This window comes from Streptomyces aurantiaciflavus, from assembly GCF_049808595.1.
GTDB lineage: Bacteria > Actinomycetota > Actinomycetes > Streptomycetales > Streptomycetaceae > Streptomyces.
Genome location: NZ_JBNCAQ010000007.1, coordinates 130,053 through 149,808, shown reverse-complemented (window position 1 = coordinate 149,808; position 19,756 = coordinate 130,053). Strand labels below are relative to the sequence as shown.

The 19,756-nt window shown below is 73.3% G+C and carries 19 protein-coding genes; 10 read left to right on the top strand and 9 right to left on the bottom strand.

The window, feature by feature from the left end:
* Positions 1 to 9: 9 nt before the first annotated feature.
* Positions 10 to 1,455, bottom strand: a complete 1,446-nt coding sequence (xylB, locus tag ACPT94_RS10015) for a xylulokinase (protein WP_360331561.1) — start codon at positions 1,453 to 1,455, stop codon at positions 10 to 12.
* A 127-nt stretch (positions 1,456 to 1,582) separates the two neighbouring features.
* Between xylB and xylA the strand changes: the two genes are divergently transcribed.
* On the top strand, positions 1,583 to 2,749 hold the full coding sequence (xylA, locus tag ACPT94_RS10010; RefSeq protein WP_360331558.1) for a xylose isomerase: 1,167 nt from the start codon (positions 1,583 to 1,585) through the stop codon (positions 2,747 to 2,749).
* Between the two features lie 371 nt (positions 2,750 to 3,120).
* Positions 3,121 to 3,579: a hypothetical protein gene (locus tag ACPT94_RS10005; RefSeq protein WP_425245671.1), complete on the top strand. Its 459-nt coding sequence runs from the start codon at positions 3,121 to 3,123 to the stop codon at positions 3,577 to 3,579.
* 71 nt (positions 3,580 to 3,650) lie between these two features.
* On the opposite strand, the gene ACPT94_RS10000 is transcribed toward ACPT94_RS10005, so the two are convergent.
* The 3 genes from ACPT94_RS10000 to ACPT94_RS09990 all read right to left on the bottom strand — a co-directional run bounded on the left by ACPT94_RS10000 (position 3,651) and on the right by ACPT94_RS09990 (position 9,287).
* The gene (locus ACPT94_RS10000) at positions 3,651 to 4,994 is read right to left on the bottom strand and encodes an esterase-like activity of phytase family protein (protein WP_425245670.1); all 1,344 of its coding nucleotides are present in this window, start codon (positions 4,992 to 4,994) and stop codon (positions 3,651 to 3,653) included.
* Positions 4,995 to 5,190: 196 nt separating this feature from the next.
* The gene (locus tag ACPT94_RS09995; RefSeq protein WP_425245669.1) at positions 5,191 to 6,468 is read right to left on the bottom strand and encodes an SWF or SNF family helicase; all 1,278 of its coding nucleotides are present in this window, start codon (positions 6,466 to 6,468) and stop codon (positions 5,191 to 5,193) included.
* Positions 6,465 to 9,287 (bottom strand): DEAD/DEAH box helicase, encoded by a 2,823-nt coding sequence (locus tag ACPT94_RS09990; protein WP_425245713.1) that lies wholly within the window; start codon positions 9,285 to 9,287, stop codon positions 6,465 to 6,467. The genes ACPT94_RS09995 and ACPT94_RS09990 overlap by 4 nt, the downstream gene beginning before the upstream one ends.
* Before the next feature lie 281 nt (positions 9,288 to 9,568).
* On the opposite strand from ACPT94_RS09990, the gene ACPT94_RS09985 reads away from it, so the two are divergent.
* Entirely contained in the window at positions 9,569 to 9,751 is a 183-nt protein-coding gene (locus ACPT94_RS09985) for a hypothetical protein (protein ID WP_360331545.1), read from the top strand.
* Positions 9,752 to 9,806: 55 nt separating this feature from the next.
* Here ACPT94_RS09985 and ACPT94_RS09980 read toward each other — a convergent pair whose 3' ends face one another.
* On the bottom strand, positions 9,807 to 10,640 hold the full coding sequence (locus tag ACPT94_RS09980; RefSeq protein WP_425245668.1) for a hypothetical protein: 834 nt from the start codon (positions 10,638 to 10,640) through the stop codon (positions 9,807 to 9,809).
* A 159-nt stretch (positions 10,641 to 10,799) separates the two neighbouring features.
* The gene (locus ACPT94_RS09975) at positions 10,800 to 11,129 is read right to left on the bottom strand and encodes a hypothetical protein (RefSeq protein WP_360331539.1); all 330 of its coding nucleotides are present in this window, start codon (positions 11,127 to 11,129) and stop codon (positions 10,800 to 10,802) included.
* Between the two features lie 99 nt (positions 11,130 to 11,228).
* On the opposite strand from ACPT94_RS09975, the gene ACPT94_RS09970 reads away from it, so the two are divergent.
* Positions 11,229 to 12,125: an oxygenase MpaB family protein gene (locus ACPT94_RS09970; protein WP_425245667.1), complete on the top strand. Its 897-nt coding sequence runs from the start codon at positions 11,229 to 11,231 to the stop codon at positions 12,123 to 12,125.
* Here ACPT94_RS09970 and ACPT94_RS09965 read toward each other — a convergent pair.
* On the bottom strand, positions 12,111 to 12,635 hold the full coding sequence (locus ACPT94_RS09965; protein WP_425245666.1) for a PadR family transcriptional regulator: 525 nt from the start codon (positions 12,633 to 12,635) through the stop codon (positions 12,111 to 12,113). The two genes, ACPT94_RS09970 and ACPT94_RS09965, sit on opposite strands and share 15 nt — an antisense overlap.
* A gap of 140 nt (positions 12,636 to 12,775) precedes the next feature.
* Between ACPT94_RS09965 and ACPT94_RS09960 the strand changes: the two genes are divergently transcribed.
* Positions 12,776 to 13,534 (top strand): alpha/beta fold hydrolase, encoded by a 759-nt coding sequence (locus tag ACPT94_RS09960; protein WP_425245665.1) that lies wholly within the window; start codon positions 12,776 to 12,778, stop codon positions 13,532 to 13,534.
* A gap of 3 nt (positions 13,535 to 13,537) precedes the next feature.
* Here the strand turns inward: ACPT94_RS09960 and ACPT94_RS09955 are convergent, their stop codons facing one another.
* Entirely contained in the window at positions 13,538 to 14,137 is a 600-nt protein-coding gene (locus ACPT94_RS09955; RefSeq protein WP_360331526.1) for a class I SAM-dependent methyltransferase, read from the bottom strand.
* 152 nt (positions 14,138 to 14,289) lie between these two features.
* Between ACPT94_RS09955 and ACPT94_RS09950 the strand changes: the two genes are divergently transcribed.
* The 5 genes from ACPT94_RS09950 (at position 14,290) to ACPT94_RS09930 (ending at position 19,202) form a co-directional block, all read left to right on the top strand.
* Positions 14,290 to 15,084 (top strand): MHYT domain-containing protein, encoded by a 795-nt coding sequence (locus ACPT94_RS09950; RefSeq protein WP_425245664.1) that lies wholly within the window; start codon positions 14,290 to 14,292, stop codon positions 15,082 to 15,084.
* Between the two features lie 47 nt (positions 15,085 to 15,131).
* On the top strand, positions 15,132 to 17,654 hold the full coding sequence (locus tag ACPT94_RS09945) for a sensor histidine kinase (protein WP_425245663.1): 2,523 nt from the start codon (positions 15,132 to 15,134) through the stop codon (positions 17,652 to 17,654).
* Positions 17,651 to 18,088, top strand: coding sequence for a roadblock/LC7 domain-containing protein (locus ACPT94_RS09940; protein ID WP_360331517.1), 438 nt, complete (start codon positions 17,651 to 17,653; stop codon positions 18,086 to 18,088). Before ACPT94_RS09945 ends, ACPT94_RS09940 begins: the two co-directional genes overlap by 4 nt.
* Before the next feature lie 22 nt (positions 18,089 to 18,110).
* A complete protein-coding gene (locus ACPT94_RS09935; RefSeq protein WP_360331514.1) occupies positions 18,111 to 18,521 on the top strand; it encodes a DUF742 domain-containing protein in 411 nt (136 codons plus the stop codon).
* A gap of 75 nt (positions 18,522 to 18,596) precedes the next feature.
* The gene (locus tag ACPT94_RS09930; protein WP_360331511.1) at positions 18,597 to 19,202 is read left to right on the top strand and encodes a GTP-binding protein; all 606 of its coding nucleotides are present in this window, start codon (positions 18,597 to 18,599) and stop codon (positions 19,200 to 19,202) included.
* A gap of 19 nt (positions 19,203 to 19,221) precedes the next feature.
* Here ACPT94_RS09930 and ACPT94_RS09925 read toward each other — a convergent pair whose 3' ends face one another.
* Entirely contained in the window at positions 19,222 to 19,650 is a 429-nt protein-coding gene (locus ACPT94_RS09925; protein WP_425245662.1) for a PPOX class F420-dependent oxidoreductase, read from the bottom strand.
* Between the last annotated feature and the right edge of the window lie 106 nt (positions 19,651 to 19,756).

Here is a 19,756-nt window from a genome sequence, read left to right as displayed (position 1 = left end):
CGTCGATGGTCAGTGGGTGTCCGTGCTCCGCTCCAGCAGCGGGGCCGCGTCGGAGAGTACCCCGGCGATCCTGGACAGGGCCGACTCGTCCCGCTCCACGGCCTCGAGGACCGGGCCCCGCGTGGTGTTCCAGCGCCGGGCGACGGCGGCCGGGTCCTCCCCGGTCAGCAGCCCGGCCGCCTGCGCCGCCGCGCCCAGCGCGACGAGTTCCTTGGCCTCGGGGATCTGCACCGGCCGCCCGGACAGCCGGCGCACGGTCTGCTGCCAGGCCGTGCCCCGCGCCCCGCCGCCGATCAGCAGCAGCGGGGCGGAGCGGTCCGCGTCCTCGTCGAGGACGAGGTCCAGCGCGCCCAGCAGGGAGTGGACGGCGCCGTCGTAGGCGGCCTGGAGGAGCTGGCCGGCGGTGGTGTCGTGACGCAGGCCGTGCAGGATTCCGGAGGCGTTCGGCAGGTTCGGGGTGCGCTCTCCGTCCAGGTAGGGCAGGAGTGTGAGGTCCGTGGTGGGCTCGACGGCCTCACGGTCCAGGTTCAGCAGGGCCGCGACGCGGTCCACGGCGAGCGTGCAGTTCAGGGTGCAGGCCAGCGGCAGCCAGTCGCCGTGGGCGTCGGCGAATCCGGCGACCGTCCCGGTCGGGTCGGCCGGCCGCCGCCGCGACACCGCGTACACCGTGCCCGAGGTGCCGAGGCTCAGCACGGGGGTGCCGGGACGCAGCCCCAGGCCCAGCGCGGCCGCCGCGTTGTCGCCGGTGCCCGGGGCGACCAGCGTGCCCTTGGAGAACGGCAGGTCGTGGCTGTCGCGCACGGTGCCCGCCACCTCGCCGGGTCGCACCACGCGCGGCAGCAGCGCGGGATCGAGGCCCACGTGGGCGAGGATCTCCGTGTCGTAGCCCTCCGTGCCGGACGCCCACCAGCCGGTGCCGGAGGCGTCGCCGCGGTCGGTCGTGCCCTCGCCGGTGAGGCGCTCGGTGAGGTAGTCGTGGGGGAGACGGACGGCCTTCGTCGCACGCAGGGCCTCCGGCTCGTGCTCGGCCAGCCAGGCCCACTTCGTGACCGTGAAGGAGGCGGCCGGGACGGAACCGGTGCGCTCCGCCCAGAACTTCGCGCCGCCCAGCTCCTCGATCAGGCGCCGGGCCTGCGGGGCCGAGCGCACGTCGTTCCACAGCAGCGCCGGGCGCACCGGCTCACCGTGTTCGTCCAGCGTCACGAGCCCGTGCTGCTGCCCGCCGATCGACACGGCGGCCGCCTCGTGCGCCACGTCACCGCACTGGCGCAGCGCCTCGCACAGGGCGTCCCACCACTGGCGCGGGTCGCTCTCCCGGCCGGCCCCGGAGGACACGGTGTGCGGCGCCTGGCCGCTCGCTACGACCCGGCCCGTGGCCGCGTCGACGACCAGCACCTTGGTGGACTGGGTGGATGTGTCCACGCCGACGACGAGCGGACCCTCGGCTGCTGACATCGGGCTCTCCCTAAGTTTTTCCACGGCTCTGCGGGATCTGTCTTCCCAGAGATGCGTCCGCATACTAATTTGTAAACGGCCATGACGAAATAGTCGGCCAGACAGTCTTCAAGCAAGGAGCCGTGGCATGAACTACCAGCCCACCCCCGAGGACAGGTTCACCTTCGGCCTGTGGACCGTCGGCTGGCAGGGACGGGACCCCTTCGGCGACGCCACGCGGCGTGCCCTGGACCCCGTGGAGACGGTGCAGCGCCTGTCCGAGCTGGGCGCGTACGGCGTGACCTTCCACGACGACGACCTGATCCCGTTCGGGTCCTCCGACACCGAGCGCGAGGCGCACGTCAAGCGCTTCCGCCAGGCGCTGGACGCCACCGGTATGACCGTGCCGATGGCCACCACCAACCTCTTCACGCACCCGGTCTTCAAGGACGGCGCGTTCACCGCGAACGACCGTGACGTGCGCCGCTACGCCCTGCGCAAGACGATCCGCAACATCGACCTGGCCGTCGAGCTCGGCGCGAAGATCTACGTCGCCTGGGGCGGCCGTGAGGGCGCGGAGTCCGGTGCCGCCAAGGACGTGCGCGCGGCCCTCGACCGCATGAAGGAGGCCTTCGACCTGCTCGGCGAGTACGTCACCTCCCAGGGCTACGACCTGCGCTTCGCCATCGAGCCCAAGCCGAACGAGCCCCGCGGCGACATCCTCCTGCCGACCGTCGGCCACGCGCTGGCGTTCATCGAGCGCCTGGAGCGCCCGGAGCTGTACGGCGTCAACCCGGAGGTCGGCCACGAGCAGATGGCGGGCCTGAACTTCCCGCACGGCATCGCCCAGGCGCTGTGGGCGGGCAAGCTCTTCCACATCGACCTCAACGGCCAGTCCGGCATCAAGTACGACCAGGACCTGCGCTTCGGCGCCGGCGACCTGCGTTCCGCGTTCTGGCTGGTCGACCTGCTGGAGAGCGCCGGCTACACCGGCCCGCGCCACTTCGACTTCAAGCCGCCGCGCACCGAGGACCTGGACGGCGTGTGGGCGTCGGCCGCGGGCTGCATGCGCAACTACCTGATCCTCAAGGAGCGTGCGGCGGCCTTCCGTGACGACCCGGAGGTCCAGCAGGCGCTGCGCGACGCCCGTCTGGACCAGCTGGCCCAGCCGACCGCCGCCGACGGTCTGCAGGCCCTGCTGGCCGACCGCTCCGCCTTCGAGGACTTCGACGCCGAGGCGGCCGCCGCCCGCGGCATGGCCTTCGAGCGCCTGGACCAGCTGGCCATGGACCACCTGCTCGGCGCTCGGGGCTGAGCGGACGCGCGCGTGGGGGCGGGTGACGGGCGGGGGCCTGCCGCCGAGCGCGCCCACGCGCGCGTGACTGTTCCCGGGGATGCACGCGCGCGTGGCTTTGTTCCTCAGACGGATGCACGCGCGCGTGACTGTCCCCCAGGGGATGCACGCACACGTGCGCTCGCTGAGCACGCACACGCGCGTGCGGCGCCCACCCGTCGGCGTTCCGCGCGACCCGGGGCGGTGCTGAAGCGGCGGGCGTGCCCCGCGCGCACGACGTTTCGTCGATCTGCGTATGGAATACGACGGAATCATGCGGTCCGTGGCATGAGCCCGTATCAAGTTCCGCGGGACGGTCGCGCCCCGGCCGGTCCGCGGCGACTCTGGGCGGTATGGCCATGCCGCCCGTACCGCCCCAGCCGCCCGGACCGCCGGGTGACACGCCGCCTCCGGGCGGCTTCGGTCCGCCTCCCTCGGGCTACGGCCCCGAGGGTCCCGAGTACGGCGCGGGAGGGGGCGGCCGGCCGCCGTCTCCGCCGCCGGACCCGCGCGGTGGCTCCGGGCGGCGCAGGAACCCCCTCTTCGCCGTGCTCGTGCTGCTGGTCGCCGCCGCAGCCGTCGTCGTGGTGGTGCTGATGGCCTCGGGCGGCGACGACTCGCCGGACGAGAGCCCGCCGGCGGGCACGCGTTCCTCTCCCGGCCCGTCCGTCAGCCTTCCTGTCGAGCTGCCCAGCGGTTTCCCGAGCGAGCTGCCCTCCGGGTTCCCCAGCGAGCTGCCGACGGAGGTGCCGAGCGACCTGGAGTCGCTCCTGCCGTCCTTGGGCGAACTGCTGCCGTCCGGGCTGCCGTAGGGCGCGCGCGGGAGGGTTCCTCCCGCACACGCGCGTGTGCCGTGGGACAAGTCCACGCGGCACCGCCGGCGTCACACGCTCCGGGGCAGTCGCACGTACGTCACCGTCGTCTCGACACCGCTGTCGACCAGCCGGCCCTGCGCGTCGAACGCCCCGGCGCCGTCCGTCATCCCGAAGTCGTTGTCGTTGATCAGTGCCAGGGTGTCGCGGTCCACGCGCGCGACACCCTCGATCTTCCCGGGCACCCCGGCGACCTTGCCCAGGTCGACGACGAGCCGCTTGGGCAGGACCGGGACGCCCGACCCGGCGGGCTCGTCGAGCTGCTCCAGCGAGGGCGACGTCGCCTCGTCGTCCCAGCGGCCGCCCAGGATGTCCGCACGGCGGTCCAGCCGTACCAGCTGCAGCCGGGCGGCCTTGTCGGTGCGCTCCTCGACGAGCAGCCGGTCACCGCCCACGGCGACCACCGAGGAGATCTTGAGCTCGGAGGTGTCGTCCTCGCCCGGGTCGACCACGTTAACCGGGTCGAAGCGGTACGCGTACTCGGCGGTGACCGCCTTCTTCTTCGGCGAGAAGCGCAGCAGACGCACGGTGCGCGAGGCCTCGCCCGCGTCCGTGTCCGGCAGCGACAGCGGGCTCTGCACCGCCAGCACGAGGTCGCCGCCCGGCAGTTGGGCGAGTCCCTCGAAACCGCGGTTGATCTTCCGGTGCAGCAGGACCTCGGGCAGCGCTTCGACGACCGGGTAGTCCGCGCCTTCGAGGTTCAGCCCCTCGGGCACATACCGCGTCAGGACCTTCCCCCGCGCGGAGACGTGCACGAGGGAGGGGCCGTACTCGTCGACGAGCCAGAAGCTCCCGTCCGCGGCCCGCACCACGCCCTCGGTGTCCAGCCCGTTCGGGTTGTACGGCAGCGGCGTCCTCGCGTCGTAGGTGTACGGCGCCTCGTCGCGTCCCGCCTGGTTCGACAGGCCGGTCACCGGCTTCCCGGACGACGTGGTGAGGGGGATCGCCTTGAGCACCTTCACGGTGTTCCCGGTGACCCGGATCCGGACGATCGCCGGGTCGAAGCCGGGCACGGGGAACGTGCGGCGCTTGGCGCCGTCCACCTTGATCTGGCCGTTGGGTCCGCGGTCGGTGACCGTCCAGAACTCGCCCTCGCGGCCGGCGGGGTAGATGTCGCTGCCGATGCCACCGAGGTCCACACCCCGGTCGTCGGCCACCGTGCCCGGCAGCAGCGCGTTGCTGAACGCCCCGAGCGGGATGTCGCCGAGCGTCGCCGTACGGGTGACGTACGCCTCCGCGGACGGCGTGTGCGCGGCGGCCGGTCCGGCGGCGGCGAGGGCGGCCAGCACGGCGAGCGGTACACCCGCAGCGACGGAACGGTGGACGCGGCGCCGGCCGGTGGGGTGCGGGGACATCGGGCCTCCTGGGGCAAGTTCGGTGACAGCGGCCAGAGTTGGGGCACGTACCGAACGCCGTGCGACGTACCGGTGAACGCGGCGCGTCGGCCGCCCGACGGGCCGACCCGCCTCATGGCCGGTTCGGCCGGCCGGCGGGACACCCGCAGGCCGACCGAATCGGCGATCAGCGCCCGGCTCAGTGATGGGAAAGCGCTTACTCGTCCTCGGGGCCGATCGAGGCCAGGGCCGTCGCCGGATCCTGCGCCGCGTCCCCCGCCGGCACCCAACGGCCGCGCTCCTTGCCGTACGGCCACCAGCGGCCGTCCCGTCCCAGCCGCAGTTGGCCGGGCGCCCCGACGACCGTCCACCGGTTGCCCCTCGCCCGCAGCACGGGCCGCTGGTCCTCCTCCCACGCCGACTCCAGGGCCGCACGCGCGCGTGCGAGCAACTCGCCCTCGACGGACCACTCCTCCTCGAGCACCGACAGAGCGGCCGCACCGCCGAGCCGCCAGGCCCGTACGGCCGGCGCCAACTGCTCCCGGCGGCGCCCCGATCCGGCGGCGAGCCGGTCGGCCACGGGCTGCGGAGTCTCACGGTCGCCAAGACGGCCTGCTGCCAGGCGTACGGCGTCCTGGGCGGCCGTCAGCCGGGCAGCCGGCGGGCGCTGTTCCGCTCCTTCGCGACGTGCCTGCGCGAGCAGGACGTAGGCTTCCGCGGCCGTCCGCGCGGCGAGGAGTTCCAGGGCCGCCGGATCCACCCCGGGCGGGGGCGGGATGTCGGTGTCCAACGAGGGCGGCACGCCGGGCCCTTCCGGGAGATCCGGGTCGGCGGGCAGCGGAGGCAGGACGTGCCCCGCCCGATACGCCTCCGCCGCGTCCACGCCGTCCGGCCGACGAGGTGCCGTCTCGTCCGGTGCGGCGCCGCCGCGGGCCTGGAGGTCGTCCAGCAGGGCCCGCTCGGGACGTCCGCGCAGGAGGAGCAGGACGAACGGGTCCTGGTCGAGCAGTCGCGCCACCTGATAGCAGAGCGCCGCCGTGTGACCGCAGTGGTCCCAGGCGCCGCACTCGCACTCCGCCTCCAGGTCGCCCAGACCCGGCAGCAGGTCGATTCCGGCCGTCTCCGCGTCCTCGACCAGGTGCGGCGGCATCTCGCGGTCGAGCAGGGCGGCGACATGCCCGGCCCGTCCCACGGTCAGGTCCAGGAACCGGTCCCACTGAGCGTCCGTCAGGACGTCGAGCAGCACGTCGGCCCGGTGCGCCGTGCGGTCGAGGTCCTGGACGACGGCCGTGACGCGTCCCGGCCGCACCGACACCGCGCCCACGCCTCCCGCGCGCGCGAGCCGACGGCCCGTCCGCACCTGCTCCGCGTCCAGTGCCCCGTCCTCCAGGGCGGCCAGCCACGCCTGGCCCCACCAGGTCTGCGCGAAGCCCCTGCCGCCCGCGGGAGGCATCGCCGCGAACGTACGCTCCGTGTCGCTGTCGTACCGGCTCATCGCGCGCCCCCTCGCAGTTCCACCAGCTCGGCCAGCTCGGCGTCCGTCAGTTCCGTGAAGCCGGCCTCGCCGGTGCCCAGCACGGAGTCGGCGAGGTCCCGCTTGCGGCGCAGCATGTCGGCGATGCGGTCCTCGATCGTGCCCTCGGCGATCAGCCGGTGCACCTGCACGGGCCGGGTCTGGCCGATGCGGTACGCCCGGTCGGTGGCCTGCGCCTCGACGGCCGGGTTCCACCAACGGTCGTAGTGCACGACGTGCTCCGCGCGCGTGAGGTTGAGTCCGGTGCCCGCCGCCTTCAGTGACAGCAGGAACACGGGGACCTCGCCGTCCTGGAAACGCCGGACCATCTCCTCACGCTCGGGGACGGGTGTCCCGCCGTGCAGGAACTGTGTCGGCACGCCCCGTGCGGCCAGGTGCCGTTCGAGGACCCGGGCCATCCGCACGTACTGCGTGAACACCAGGACGCTCGCCCCCTCGGCGAGGAGCGTGTCGAGCAGCTCGTCCAGGAGCTCCAACTTCCCGGACCGTCCGGCGGTCCTCGGCCGCTCCTCCTTGAGGAACTGCGCCGGATGGTTGCAGATCTGCTTGAGGCCCGTCAGGAGCTTCACGACCAGCCCGCGGCGCGCCATGTCGTCGGCCTCGGCGATCGCCGCGAGCGTCTCGCGGACCACCGCCTCGTACAGGCCTGCCTGCTCCTGGGTGAGGGACACCGGGCGATCGGTCTCGGTCTTCGGCGGCAGCTCGGGGGCGATGCCCGGGTCCGACTTGCGGCGGCGCAGCAGGAACGGCCCCACGAGCCGGGCGAGCCGCTCCGCCGCGGCCGGATCCCCGCCGCCCTCGACGGCTCGCGCGTACCGGGTGCGGAAGGTGCCCAGCCGGCCCAGCAGTCCCGGCGTCGTCCAGTCCAGGATCGCCCACAGCTCGGACAGGTTGTTCTCCACCGGGGTGCCCGTCAGCGCCACGCGGGCGCGTGCGCCGATGGTGCGCAGGGCCCGTGCCGTCTCCGAGTACGGGTTCTTCACGTGCTGCGCCTCGTCCGCCACGACCAGCCCCCACGGCACCTCGCCGAGCCGGCTCGCGTCCATCCGCAGGGTGCCGTAGGTGGTGAGCAGGAACTCCCCGTCGGCCAGGCCGTCCAGGTCGCGTCGCGGGCCGTGGAAGCGGCGCACCGGCGTGCCGGGAGCGAATTTCTCGATCTCCCGCTGCCAGTTGCCCATCAGGGACGTCGGACAGACCACCAGGGTGGGACCGGCGGCCGAGGGGTCCGTACGGCGGTGCAGGTGCAGGGCGATCAGCGTGACCGTCTTGCCGAGTCCCATGTCGTCGGCGAGGCAGCACCCGAGTCCCAGGGACGTGGTGCGGGCCAGCCAGTCGAGACCGCGCCGCTGGTAGTCGCGCAGCGTCGCGTCGAGCGCGGCGGGCTGGGCCACCGACTCCTGCTCCTCGGGATGCGTCAGCCGCTCCCGCAGAGCCGCCAGCCATCCGGTGGGCCGTACCTCGACCCGGCGGCCGTCGATCTCGGTGGAGCCCGTCAGGGCCGCGCCGAGCGCGTCGATCGGCGTCACCTTGCGATCCTGCTGCGCCCGCGCGCTACGCAGTTCCGCGGGGTCGATCAGGACCCACTGGTCGCGCAGCCGCACGAGCGGGCGGTTGGCCTCGGCGAGACGGTCCAGCTCCTCGCGCGTGAGCTGCTGGTCGCCCAGGGCGAACCACCAGGTGAAGGACAGCAGCGCGTCCGCGGACAGGAACGACGGCGTGTCCGAGCCGGCCCGGTCCGGTGCCGTTCCGTCCTCCGGTGGCCCCACCACCGCGCGGGCGGTCAGGGTGCGGGCCAGCTCTCTCGGCCAGTGCACCTCGACGCCCGCGCTCGCCAGCGCCCGTCCGCCCTCCCCGAGAAGTTCGGTGACCTCCTCGTCGAGCAGGTCGACGGCGTCGGGGACGGCCGCCGACAGCAAGGGCGTGAGCGCGGGCCAGGCTCGGGCCGCACGGCGCAGTGCGAGCAACGCGTCCATCCGCGCGCGCGGGCCGAACGCCTGCCCGGCGGGCCCGGAGTCCTGCCACACGTCGGCGGCGTCAGCGACGAGCGCGGGATCGCTCACGCTGTGCACCTGCGGCACGGCCCGGAAGCTCCCGGCCGCTTCCTCGGGCGCCGAGGCGGACAGTCCCGACACCTCGATCCGCAGCGAGATCCGTACGCCGGCGTCATGTCCCGCGGCGACGTCGGCGGTCCACGCGCGCAGCTCCGGCAGGTACAGGGGCTGCCGGGCCGCGTACGCCGGGCCGCCCGTCAGGAGCGGCGCGGCGGGGGAGCGGGGCAGCGCGTCCGCGACCGCGTCCAGGAAGGCCCGCAGCAGCCGCTCCGGGTGGGGCAGAAGCAGCGGCGGGCCGTCGTGCACCGGCACGGCGTGCGCCTCGGGAGGCATCGCGGCGGCCAGCCGGCGCACACGGTCCATGTCCTCCGGGGCGAGCGGACCCACGCGCCAGGCGTCCTGGTCGTCCGGGGTCAGACCGGGCAGCAGCAGGCCACGGGCCACGAACTCCAGTGCGGTCAGGGCCGCCGCGCCCCAGAAGGCGACGGCCCGGTGCCCGTCGGGGACGGCACGCGCGCGCGTGAGGACGGGCAGGGCCTCGCGCACCGGAAGCAGGACGGCAGGCAGGCGCACGAGCTCCACACCTCCCACGGCGGGCCGGACCACACGCACCTCCCCGACGGACCCGGACGCCACGTGGGGAGGAGCCCCACCGTCGTGCCGCCAGAAGGCGACGCTGCCGGTACGCGCGGGCGTGCCGGGCACGAACACGGCTGGGCACCGGGCCAGTTCGGAGATGTCGTACGGCGTTTCCGCGGAAACCCTCTGCGCAGAGATGGGCCTGCTCCTCAAATTTGACTACTGAGGTCGGTCGCCGAGGGTACAACACTTGGACGCCGGGCGCGCACGCCTTTTCCGTGGGTTCTCGTGGCGCGTGGGAGGGAGGGCTTTCTCCGGGGCACCTAGGGGATGGAGGTCAGGGACCTCTCAGGGGTGTGGGTGGAACCGCGCGCCGCGCGGACCCGTTCTCAGAACAGAGAGCGGCACCCGCCGCGAAGGAGGCGACGCACATGTCGAAGAACGCGAAGATCGCCGCAGGAGGTGTGGCCGTCGGGCTCCTTCTGCTGTTCTGGCTGCCCTGGTGGGCGGCCCTGCTGATCGTGCTGGGAGTCCCGGCGGCGGCGTACCTCGCCCTGGACCCCTCGCAGCGGCGCAGGCTGCGCCGCGTCACCCGCAAGGAGCTCGGGCGCTGAGGTGGCGGGGGCCGCGACGCGGTCCCCGTCGCCGGTCCGTCGGGCCGGTCAGGGCTCAGCTCGGCCGCACCGCCATCTTGTCCAGCGCCTCCAGGAGCCCCGGCAGTTCGGGTCCCCGGCCGACCGGCAGCACCTCGCCGGGCTCGTCGTCGAGCAGGACGAACGCGATGTCGTCGGTCCTGGCCACCAGCGACCAGCCGGGACCGTCGGCGCGCAGGGTGCGTGCGTCACCGGGCGCGAAAGAGGAGCGCACTCGGCCGAGAGGAGGCGGGGAGTCGACATAGGCGCGCGCCTCGGCGAGCACCCGCCGGATGCCCGTGTGCCCCTTCGGCGCGTCCTTCCCCGCCTCCGCGCCGGCGGCCGTGGACGGGTCCCGCGGCGGCGTGAACTCGCCGTCGTCGATCTGCTCGCGCCACAGGGCCCACTGGAGCGCGATCTCGTCCGCGCCCAGCCGCCGCTGGGCGGGGCCCCAGATGCTCGTGTCCGGCGGGCACAGGGCGGGCCCTTCCGCCACCTCGGGGGCGGGGTCGTGCGGAGCGGGCACGCCGGGAGCCGCGACGGCGACCTCCAGGGGCCAGCCGGGCAGGGCGGCGACCACCGTCCGCTCGTCGGGCGACAGGTCGTACTCCATGCCGCAGTCCCACGACGCGATGGCGACGGCCACCAGCGACACGTCGTCGATGACGACCGTCCACCGCGCGCCCTCGCCGTCCTGGCCCAGCACCAGGCCGTATCCGTCGGCGAGCGGCGCGAGGTCGAGCGCCGCGCAGGCCTCCGGATAGTCGTCGCCCAGCACACTCGGGAACTTCGCCGGCGTCAGCAGCACCGCCGTGAGCACATAGAGCGCATCGTCCGCGGCGGCGACGGCGTCCTCGTCCGTCCCGGCCATCCCAGCCTCCCCATCAGTTCGTCCAACGGCGCGCACCCTAGTGCGGCGGGAAGGCGCTTGTCACGACTCCCCGACACAGCGGGAGCTGCAGTCCGACACAGCAGGAGCTGCAGTTTTCCGACCGGACAGGGGCGAATCACCCCCACTCGTCGACCGCGCTCACACGGTCGGCAGCCCGAGCAGCGCCCGAGCCACCGCGCGCGGCGACTCGTCGCGCTCCCGCGCCAGCGCGATGACCGCACGGCAGGCCAGCTCGTTGACCCCGAAGGACAGCGCCTCCGGCGACACCCAGCCCGCCGCCTCGTCGATCCGCTCCTGGTCGTCCTCCGCGCAGGCCGAGACGTAGGCGGCGGCCGCCTCGAACAGATTGTGTGTGCGTTTCGTGCCGGTGGGCCGCTGCCCACCCGTGGCTTGCTCACCGCCCGGACGCGACTGCGTGCGCGTGGCGCCGAGAACTCTCGCCCAGGCCTTGCGGACCCCGTCGAACATGCCGACCACCTTCCCCCTGCGTGGTTCTGCGAACCGAGCGTTCATCCGCTGCTACCCAACGTAGAGTTGGAGTTCCGGCGGCAGAAGGGGGACTGTGCGGTGAAGCGCTTCGAGCGGCTGGAACAGATCCGGCGGATGGACCCCTACGAGGACGCCTCCGCGATCTACCGGCTCACCGTGGCGTACGAGTTCCCCTGGGACTTCACCCGCGCTCTCGAACTGGCCCTGTACCGCACCTACGCGGTGCCGAGCATCGGTGGACTGCTCGCGCGGACGCAGGAGCTCACGCACCGCGCGCAGAAGCGCTACGACGACACCTCGCTGCTCCTCGACGCCGTCGTCGAGCACGGCTTCGACAGCGAACAGGGCCGTACGGCCGTCCGCCGCATCAACCAGATGCACCGCGGCTACGACATCGGCAACGACGACATGAGGTACGTGCTCTGCACCTTCGTCGTCATGCCGAAGCGCTGGATCGACTCCTACGGATGGCGCAGGCTGTCCCGTCACGAGATCGTCGCCTCCACCGTCCACTACCGCGCCCTCGGACAGCGCATGGGCATCAAGGACATCCCCGGGTCCTACGAGGAGTTCGAAGCCTGCCTCGACGCCTACGAGGAGGCCCACTTCGCTTGGGACGAGGACGCCCGGCGGGTCTCGGACGCCACGCTCGGCCTGATGGCCTCCTGGTACCCGCGGCCGCTCGCCCCGGTGCTGCGCAGCGCCACCCTCGCCCTGCTCGACGAACCGCTCCTGAAGGCCTTCCGCTACACCCCGCCGGGCCCCGTCACCCGCGCCCTGGTCCGCGAGGCGGTACGCGCGCGTGGACGTGCCGTCCGGCTGCTGCCCCCGCGCCGCGCACCGCACTTCGCACGGCAGAACCGGGAGATCAAGGGCTACCCGAACGGCTACCGGCTGGAGGACCTGGGCACTCGCCCGCTGCCCGGCGTACGGGGCTGCCCCGTGCGGCCTGTCGGCGGGTCAACCACCCAGTGAGTCCAGCGTCTCCCGCAGCCAGCCGATCTCGGCGCGGGACGTCGCCCGCGCGATGGTGAGTACGCCGCGCCGGAACGGGTCGTCCACCTCCTCGGCGCGCAGCGGCCGGTCACCGTCGTAGAAGAAGCTCGCCGGTTCTTCCAGGAAGGCCAGCCGGCGGCGCAGTACGGCCGCCTGGGCCGCGGCGTCGTCCAGGTGCCTGAGGAAGGCGAGCACGGTGAACCAGCGGTTCTCGTCGGTGATGTCCCGCTGGTCCGGCTCGGCCAGCCGTCGGCGCAGTTCGCGCCTGCCCTCGTCGGTGAGGCTCAGGACGTGCCGAGGGGCCGCCACGGAGCCGGGCTCGGTGGCGCGCACCAGGAAGCCCGACTTCTCCAGCCGCTTGATCGCCGGGTACAGGGTGCTCTCGGCCACGGGCCGCACGTGTCCGGTCAGCGCCGTGATGCGTTTGCGCAGCTCGTAGCCGTGCAGCGGGGAGTCGTACAGGAAGCCGAGGATGGCGAGCTCGAGCATGTCTGCATTCTGCCGCACAGCCGTGGTACACCGGCAGTCGTATATATCGCTGTCGTGGTACATCGGTAGCGAGGTATCTTCGTTGGCGCGGTCGAGTGACCGTGATGCCCTCAGACCGTGATGTCCCTCAGGAGGCAGTGATGCGACAGGCCGAGTTCGGTGGCGGGGAAGGCCGGATCCGCTGGACGGAGACCCCGGGCGCGGAACCCGCGCGCGTGTACGTGCACGGGCTGGGGGCCACCTCGGCCGCCTACCACGCGCATGTGGCGGCCCGTCCGGAACTGGCCGGTCGGCGCAGCCTGTTCGTCGACCTTCCCGGGCACGGCATCAGCGACCGGCCCGAAGGCTTCGGCTACACGCTCGAGGAGCACGCGGACGCCCTGGCGGCCGCCCTGGACGCGGCGGGCGTGACGGGCGTCGAGCTGATCGCCCACAGCATGGGCGGCTCCGTGGCCATCGTCCTCGCTCACCGCCGGCCCGACCTGGTCTCCCGGCTCGTCCTGACGGAGGCGAACCTCGACGCGTCTCCGCCGCCGACCGCGGGCAGCAGCGGGATCGCCTCGTACACGGAGGACGAGTTCCTTCACAGCGGCCACACGCGCGTGCTGGACGAGGTCGGGCCCCTGTGGGCGGCGACCATGCGGCTGGCCGACCCGCGCGCCCTGCACCGCAGCGCCGTGGGGCTGCGGCGGGGATCCACGCCCGTCATGCGCGAGATCCTGACCGCGCTCGACTCGGTCGAGCGCGTCTACCTCCAGGGCGAGCTCAGCGGGGAACTGGCGGGAGCGGACGCCCTGCAGACGGCGGGGGTGCGCGTGGTGACCGTGCAGGCCGCCGGCCACAACGTCATGTTCGACAACCCCGACGCGTTCGTGACGGCGGTCGCCGGAGGGGCGTGAGCGTCAGTCCTCGCGAACGGCCAGGGCGAGGAAGCGGGTGTCCTCGTCGGCGTACGACGTCAGACGCCACCCGGAACCGGCCAGAAGCGGGCGGAGGTTCGGCTCCGCGCGCAGGTCGTCGGGCGTGATCCGACGGCCCTGGCGTGCCGCGAGCGCCGCCCTGCCGATCGGGTGGAACAGCGCGAGCGTGCCGCCGGGGCGCACGACCCGGGCCAGCTCGCGCAGATTCGCCGCCGGGTCGGGCAGGTGGGAGATGAGCCCCGCCCCGAACACGACGTCGATCGACCCCGAGCGCAGGGGCAGCGCGGCCACGTCGGCGAGCAGCAGCCGTCCGTCGCGGTCCCGTCCCGCCCGTACGGCGGCCTGGAGCATGGCCGGGGTCAGATCGGCGCCGAGGACCACTCCCGAGGGCCCCACGGCCCCGCGCAGGGGCGTCAGGGCCCGTCCGGTGCCGCAGCCCGCGTCCAGCACGCGGTCGCCCTCGCGCAGACCGAGCTCGGCGACCGCGGCCGCGTAGGCGGGACCGTCGTCGGGGAACCGGCTGTCCCAGTCGGCAGCGCGCGCGGTGAAGAACTCCTGGACGTGTGTGTGGTCGTCGCTCATGTGCCGCATGATCCCTCACCGGCACGGAGGACGTCGCGGCGCACATGTTCGAGCGTGAGGCGATCGCTCCGGCGCATTTCCATGTCATTTTGCGGCACCTTTCGAAATGCGCCCCCTTTATGCTCCCATGCCCCCACTAGCGTCCCGGAGCCATGGGACACCTGGACCACGCCACCTTCGGCTGGCTGACCCCCGTGCTGTCGTACGTGATGGCCTGCATCGGCGCCGCCCTCGGGCTGCGCTGCACCGTCCGCGCGCTGGGCGCCACCGGCCGCTCGCGCCGCAACTGGCTCGTCACGGCGGCCTCCGCGATCGGTACCGGCATCTGGACCATGCACTTCGTGGCCATGCTCGGCTTTCGCGTCAGCGGCACCGACATCCGCTACGACGTTCCCCTGACCGTGCTCAGCCTCCTCGTCGCCATGGTCGTCGTCTGCGCCGGCGTCTTCGCCGTCGGCTACAGCCGCGACCGCACGCGCGCGTTGCTGATCGGCGGTCTCACCACCGGCCTCGGCGTGGCGAGCATGCACTACCTGGGCATGGCCGCGGTCCGGCTGCACGGCGACGTGACCTACGACCCGATGCTCGTCGGACTCTCCGTCCTGATCGCCGTCGTCGCGGCGACCGCGGCCCTCTGGGCGGCGCTCAACATCAAGTCGCCGGTCGCGGTCACCCTCGCCTCGCTCGTCATGGGCGCGGCGGTGAGCAGCATGCACTACACCGCCATGTTCGCGGTGGACGTGCGCGTCACGCCGTCCGGCGCGGCCCTGCCCGGGGCCACGGCGATGCAGTTCATCTTCCCCCTCGCCGTCGGCCTCGGGTCCTATCTCTTCCTGACCTCGGCCTTCGTCGCACTGTCTCCCACCACGGGGGAGCGCGAGGCGTCCGCCTCCGCACAGCAGCCGGGGGAGAGCGTCGCCGGCCGTCAACAGGCCCGCACCGCGTGACCGGACCGGACGGCACGACCCCCGAACCCCTGCCGAGCGAGGAGGCCATGCGTACACCCCGGAGGACCCCCACGGACGGCGCCGAGACGCCGCCCCCCGTGCGCGGCCGTCGCGCCCACGCCGGACCGCCCGCCGACGAGGGGGCGGACGAGCAGCCGGGCACAGCGACGGACGCGCCCCCCACGCGCGGGAAAGGCTGGCAGGTCCGGCCGCGCACCGTACGCGCCAAGATCGTCTGTCTGCTGATGGTGCCGGTCGTCTCCCTGCTGGCCCTGTGGGCGTACGCCACCGTCAGCACCGCCCAGGACGTCTCCCGGCTGCGGCAGTTGCAGCGCGTGGACTCCGAGGTCCGCACCCCCGTCGCGACCGCGGTGGCGGCGCTGCAGACGGAGCGGGCGGCCGCCGTGCGCCACGCCACCGACCCGGCCGCCGCACAGAACGGCGACCTCAAGGAGCTCGGCGAGCGCACGGACCGTGCCGTGGCAGTGCTCCGGCTCGGCGAGGACAGCACCGTCGCCGACGGCCAGGAACTGCCCGCCGGAGTGGCCCAGCGCCTGGAGGCATTCGTCACCGGCGCCGAGGAACTGCGCTCCCTGCGGACCGCGGTACTCGACGGCGGCGCAGGCTGGCAGGAGACGTACGGCCGGTACACGAAAACGATCTCGGCCGCCTTCTCCGTCGGCGGTGCACTGTCCGGCATCCAGGACGCAGAACTCGGCTCCGACGCGCGCGTGCTGCTCGAGTTCTCCCGCGCGGGCGAGGCGTTGGCCCAGGAGGACGTCCTGCTCGACAGCGCGCGTCTGGCCGGCCGCCTCGACGGAGAGCGCCTGCGGCTGTTCACCGGCGCCGTCGACACGCGCCGCACCCTCACCGAGTCGGCCGTGGCGGATCTGCGCGGCCCCCAACGCACCGCCTGGCGGAACCTGGCCGCGGGCAGCGCCTACGCCGTCGTGGACGCCGCCGAGGACAAGGTGCTCGCCGGCGGACCCGGTGCCAAGGCCCTCGGCGCCGCGCCGGAAGCGACCTGGGGCACGGCACACGCGCGCGTGCAGAACGGCATGCGCACCATCGAGGCGGACGCGGCGCGCGAAGTCGCCGACCGCGCCGACCCGTTCACCCGCGGTCTGCTCACCCCGGCCGGCGCCGCGGTCCTGTTCGGCCTCGCCGCCGTCGCCGCCTCGCTCGTCATCTCCGTGCGCATCGGCCGCGGACTCGTCGTCGAGCTGGTGAGCCTGCGCAACAGCGCCCTGGAGATCGCCCGGCGCAAACTCCCCGAGGCCATGCGGAAACTGCGGGCCGGCGAGGAGATCGACATCCGGGCCGAGGCCCCGCCCGGACCGCGCGCCGAGGACGAGACCGGCCAGGTCGCCGAGGCCCTCGGCACCGTGCACCGGGCCGCCCTGCGCGCCGCCGTGGAGCGTGCCGAACTCGCCAGCGGCATCTCCGGTGTGTTCGTCAACCTCGCCCGGCGCAGCCAGGTGCTGGTCCACCGCCAGCTCAGTCTCCTGGACAGCATGGAGCGCCGCTCCGACGACCCGAACGAGCTGAGCGACCTGTTCCGGCTCGACCATCTCACCACCCGGATGCGACGCCACGCGGAGAGCCTGATCATCCTCTCCGGCGCCGCCCCCGGCCGGGCCTGGCGCATGCCGGTCTCCCTGACCAACGTGGTCCGCGCCGCCGTCTCCGAGGTCGAGGACTACGCGCGCGTGGAGGTACGGCAGCTCCCGGAGGCCTCCGTCATCGGCTCCGCCGTCGCCGACCTCACCCACCTGCTCGCCGAACTCGTCGAGAACGCCGCCCAGTTCTCGCCCCCGCACACGCGCGTGCGCATCACGGGCGAGCCCGTCGGCAACGGCTACGCCGTCGAGGTCGAGGACCGGGGTCTGGGCATGGGCAAGGAGACGCTCACCGAGGCCAACCGGCGGATCGCGCAGTCCGAGGCCCTCGACCTCTTCGACAGCGACCGGCTCGGCCTGTTCGTGGTCAGCAGGCTCGCCGCACGCCACGGCGTCAAGGTCCACCTGCGCACCTCGCCCTACGGCGGCACCACGGCGGTCGTCCTGCTGCCCACCGCCCTGCTGCACAGCGGCACGCCGGAGCGTTCGGCCCGAGAGGTGGCGGAAGCGGAAGAGCGGTCCGCGGAACGCGCGTACGCGCGCGTGCCCACAGCCGACCGCCACCCGGAGGCCGTCCGCACGACCGCAGACCGGCCGGCGCTCGTCGCCCCCGTCCGGGCCGCCGCCGAGCCGACGGCCGCCGACACCCCACCCCCGGGAGTCACGACCTTGCGCCTGCACCGCCCACCGGACGACTCCGACGGATCGGATGACCTGCCGCGCCGGGTACGGCAGGCGAACCTCGTCCCCCAACTGCGCCGCCCGCTTCCCGACGAACCGGTCCACGCGCCCGGCCCGCGCGGCGACGACGGGCGCACCCCCGAACTCGTACGGGACCGGATGGCCGCCTACCGGGACGGCTGGGCGCGCGGTGGTGGCAGGCAACCCGGCCGCGGTGCTGTCCCGGACTCCGCACCGGGCAGCGACAGCAGTGAAGGAGACCCCGCATGATCCAGGACCCGAGCACGAGGTCGCCCCAGCGCTCCGGCGAACTCGACTGGCTGCTGGACGACTTGGTGATGCGTGTGAGCGAGGTACGGCACGCCGTGGTGCTGTCCAACGACGGCCTCGCCGTCGGCGCCTCCACCGACCTCAGCCGCGAGGACGCCGAACACCTCGCCGCCGTCGCCTCCGGCTTCCACAGCCTCGCCAAGGGCGCGGGCCGGCACTTCGGCGCCGGCGGCGTACGCCAGACCATGGTGGAGATGGACGACGGCTTCCTGTTCGTGGCCGCCGCGGGCGACGGCTCCTGCCTCGCCGTCCTCACCGCCGTGACCGCCGACATCGGCCTGGTCGGCTACGAGATGGCCCGGCTGGTCAAGCGCGTCGGGGAGCACCTCTACACGCCGGCGCGCGTCTCCGCGCGGCCGCCCGCCGCCGGATGAGGCGAGGGGACGACCTCCGCAGATGACCGAGGACATGACCGGCGCCCCGCGTGAACCGGGCAGCCAGTGGTACGACAGCGAGGCAGGGCCCCTCGTCCGCCCGTACGCCATGACGGGCGGACGCACGAGACCCGGGCCCACCGGGGTCCGCTTCGACCTGATCGCCCTGGTCACCCTGGACCCGGGCGCGCCCGGAGCCGACGGTGTGGGGCTCGGGCCGGAACACCGTACCCTCATCGACCTGTGCCGTACGGAGACCCAGTCCGTCGCGGAACTCTCGGCGGGCTCCGACCTGCCCGTGGGCGTGGTCCGGGTGCTCCTCGGCGACCTGCTGGAACTCGGCTGCGTCACCGTGAGCCGTCCTGTGCCGCCCGCGCAGCTGCCCGACGAGCGCATTCTGCGCGAGGTCATCGAAGGGTTGCGGGCGCTGTAGATGAACGTTCAGACCCATCCGGAAGCGTACGGACCCGCTCCGCACCCTTGTCGACCCTCCCGAGAGAAGTGATCCATGGTCTCCGAGCACTCCGACGCCACGGGCGGCGACACGGCCCCACTGGCGTTGAAGATTCTGGTCGCCGGCGGTTTCGGCGTGGGCAAGACGACCCTGGTGGGCGCGGTCAGCGAGATCAGGCCGCTGCGCACCGAGGAACTGCTCAGCGAGGCGGGCCAGTTGGTGGACGACACCGACGGCGTGGACCAGAAGGTCACCACCACGGTCGCCATGGACTTCGGCCGGATCACCATCCGCTCCGGCCTTTCCCTGTACCTGTTCGGCACCCCGGGCCAGGACCGGTTCTGGTTCCTGTGGGACGAACTGTCCCAGGGAGCCCTGGGCGCCGTCGTCCTCGCCGACACCAGACGCCTGGAGGACTGCTTCCCGGCGGTCGACTACTTCGAGCACCGGCACATCCCGTTCGTGGTGGCCGTCAACTGCTTCACGGGGGCGCGGACTTACGGAGCCCCCGAGGTCTCGCGCGCCCTCGACCTGGACCCGGGCACCCCCGTCGTCCTGTGCGACGCCCGTGACCGCGACTCGGGGAAGGAGGTGCTGATCCGGCTCGTCGAGTACGCCGGGCGGATGCACACCGCCCGGCTGCTCGACTCCGTGAGCTGAGGAGACCGCGGCCGGTTCCTCAGTCCGCGACGGCCTTCTCCGCGAGAACCCGGTCGATCCTGACACGGACCAGCAACTCGCCCGGAACGCCGTTGCGGGCGCCGAACTCCTCGGCCCGGTCCTCGCCCATGTACCGCGCTGCGATCCGGGCCGCCCAGTGCCGTACCTCGTCGAGATCCTCCGAGATCACGGCGTGACCCTGCAACACGACGTAGTCGAACGGCGGTCGGTCGTCGTCCACGCAGAGGGCGACCCGGCCGTCCCGGGCCAGGTTGCGGCCCTTCACGGTGTTCTTGCCCGTGTTGAAGACCACGTCGTCCCCGTCGAGCAGGAACCAGATCGGTGCCACGTGCGGACGTCCGTCCGTCCGGACCGTCGACAGCTTTCCGGTGCGGGTGCCGTGCGAGACGAACGCCCGCCATTCCTCATCGGTCATCTTCTGTGCCATGCCCCCATCCTCCTTGCTCGGTGGCCGGTGGTGGTGAAGGCTGACGGACAGTCCCGCCGGCCGGGCGGGGCGTCACCAACGGGGAACGTCACACGGGGAGACGGAA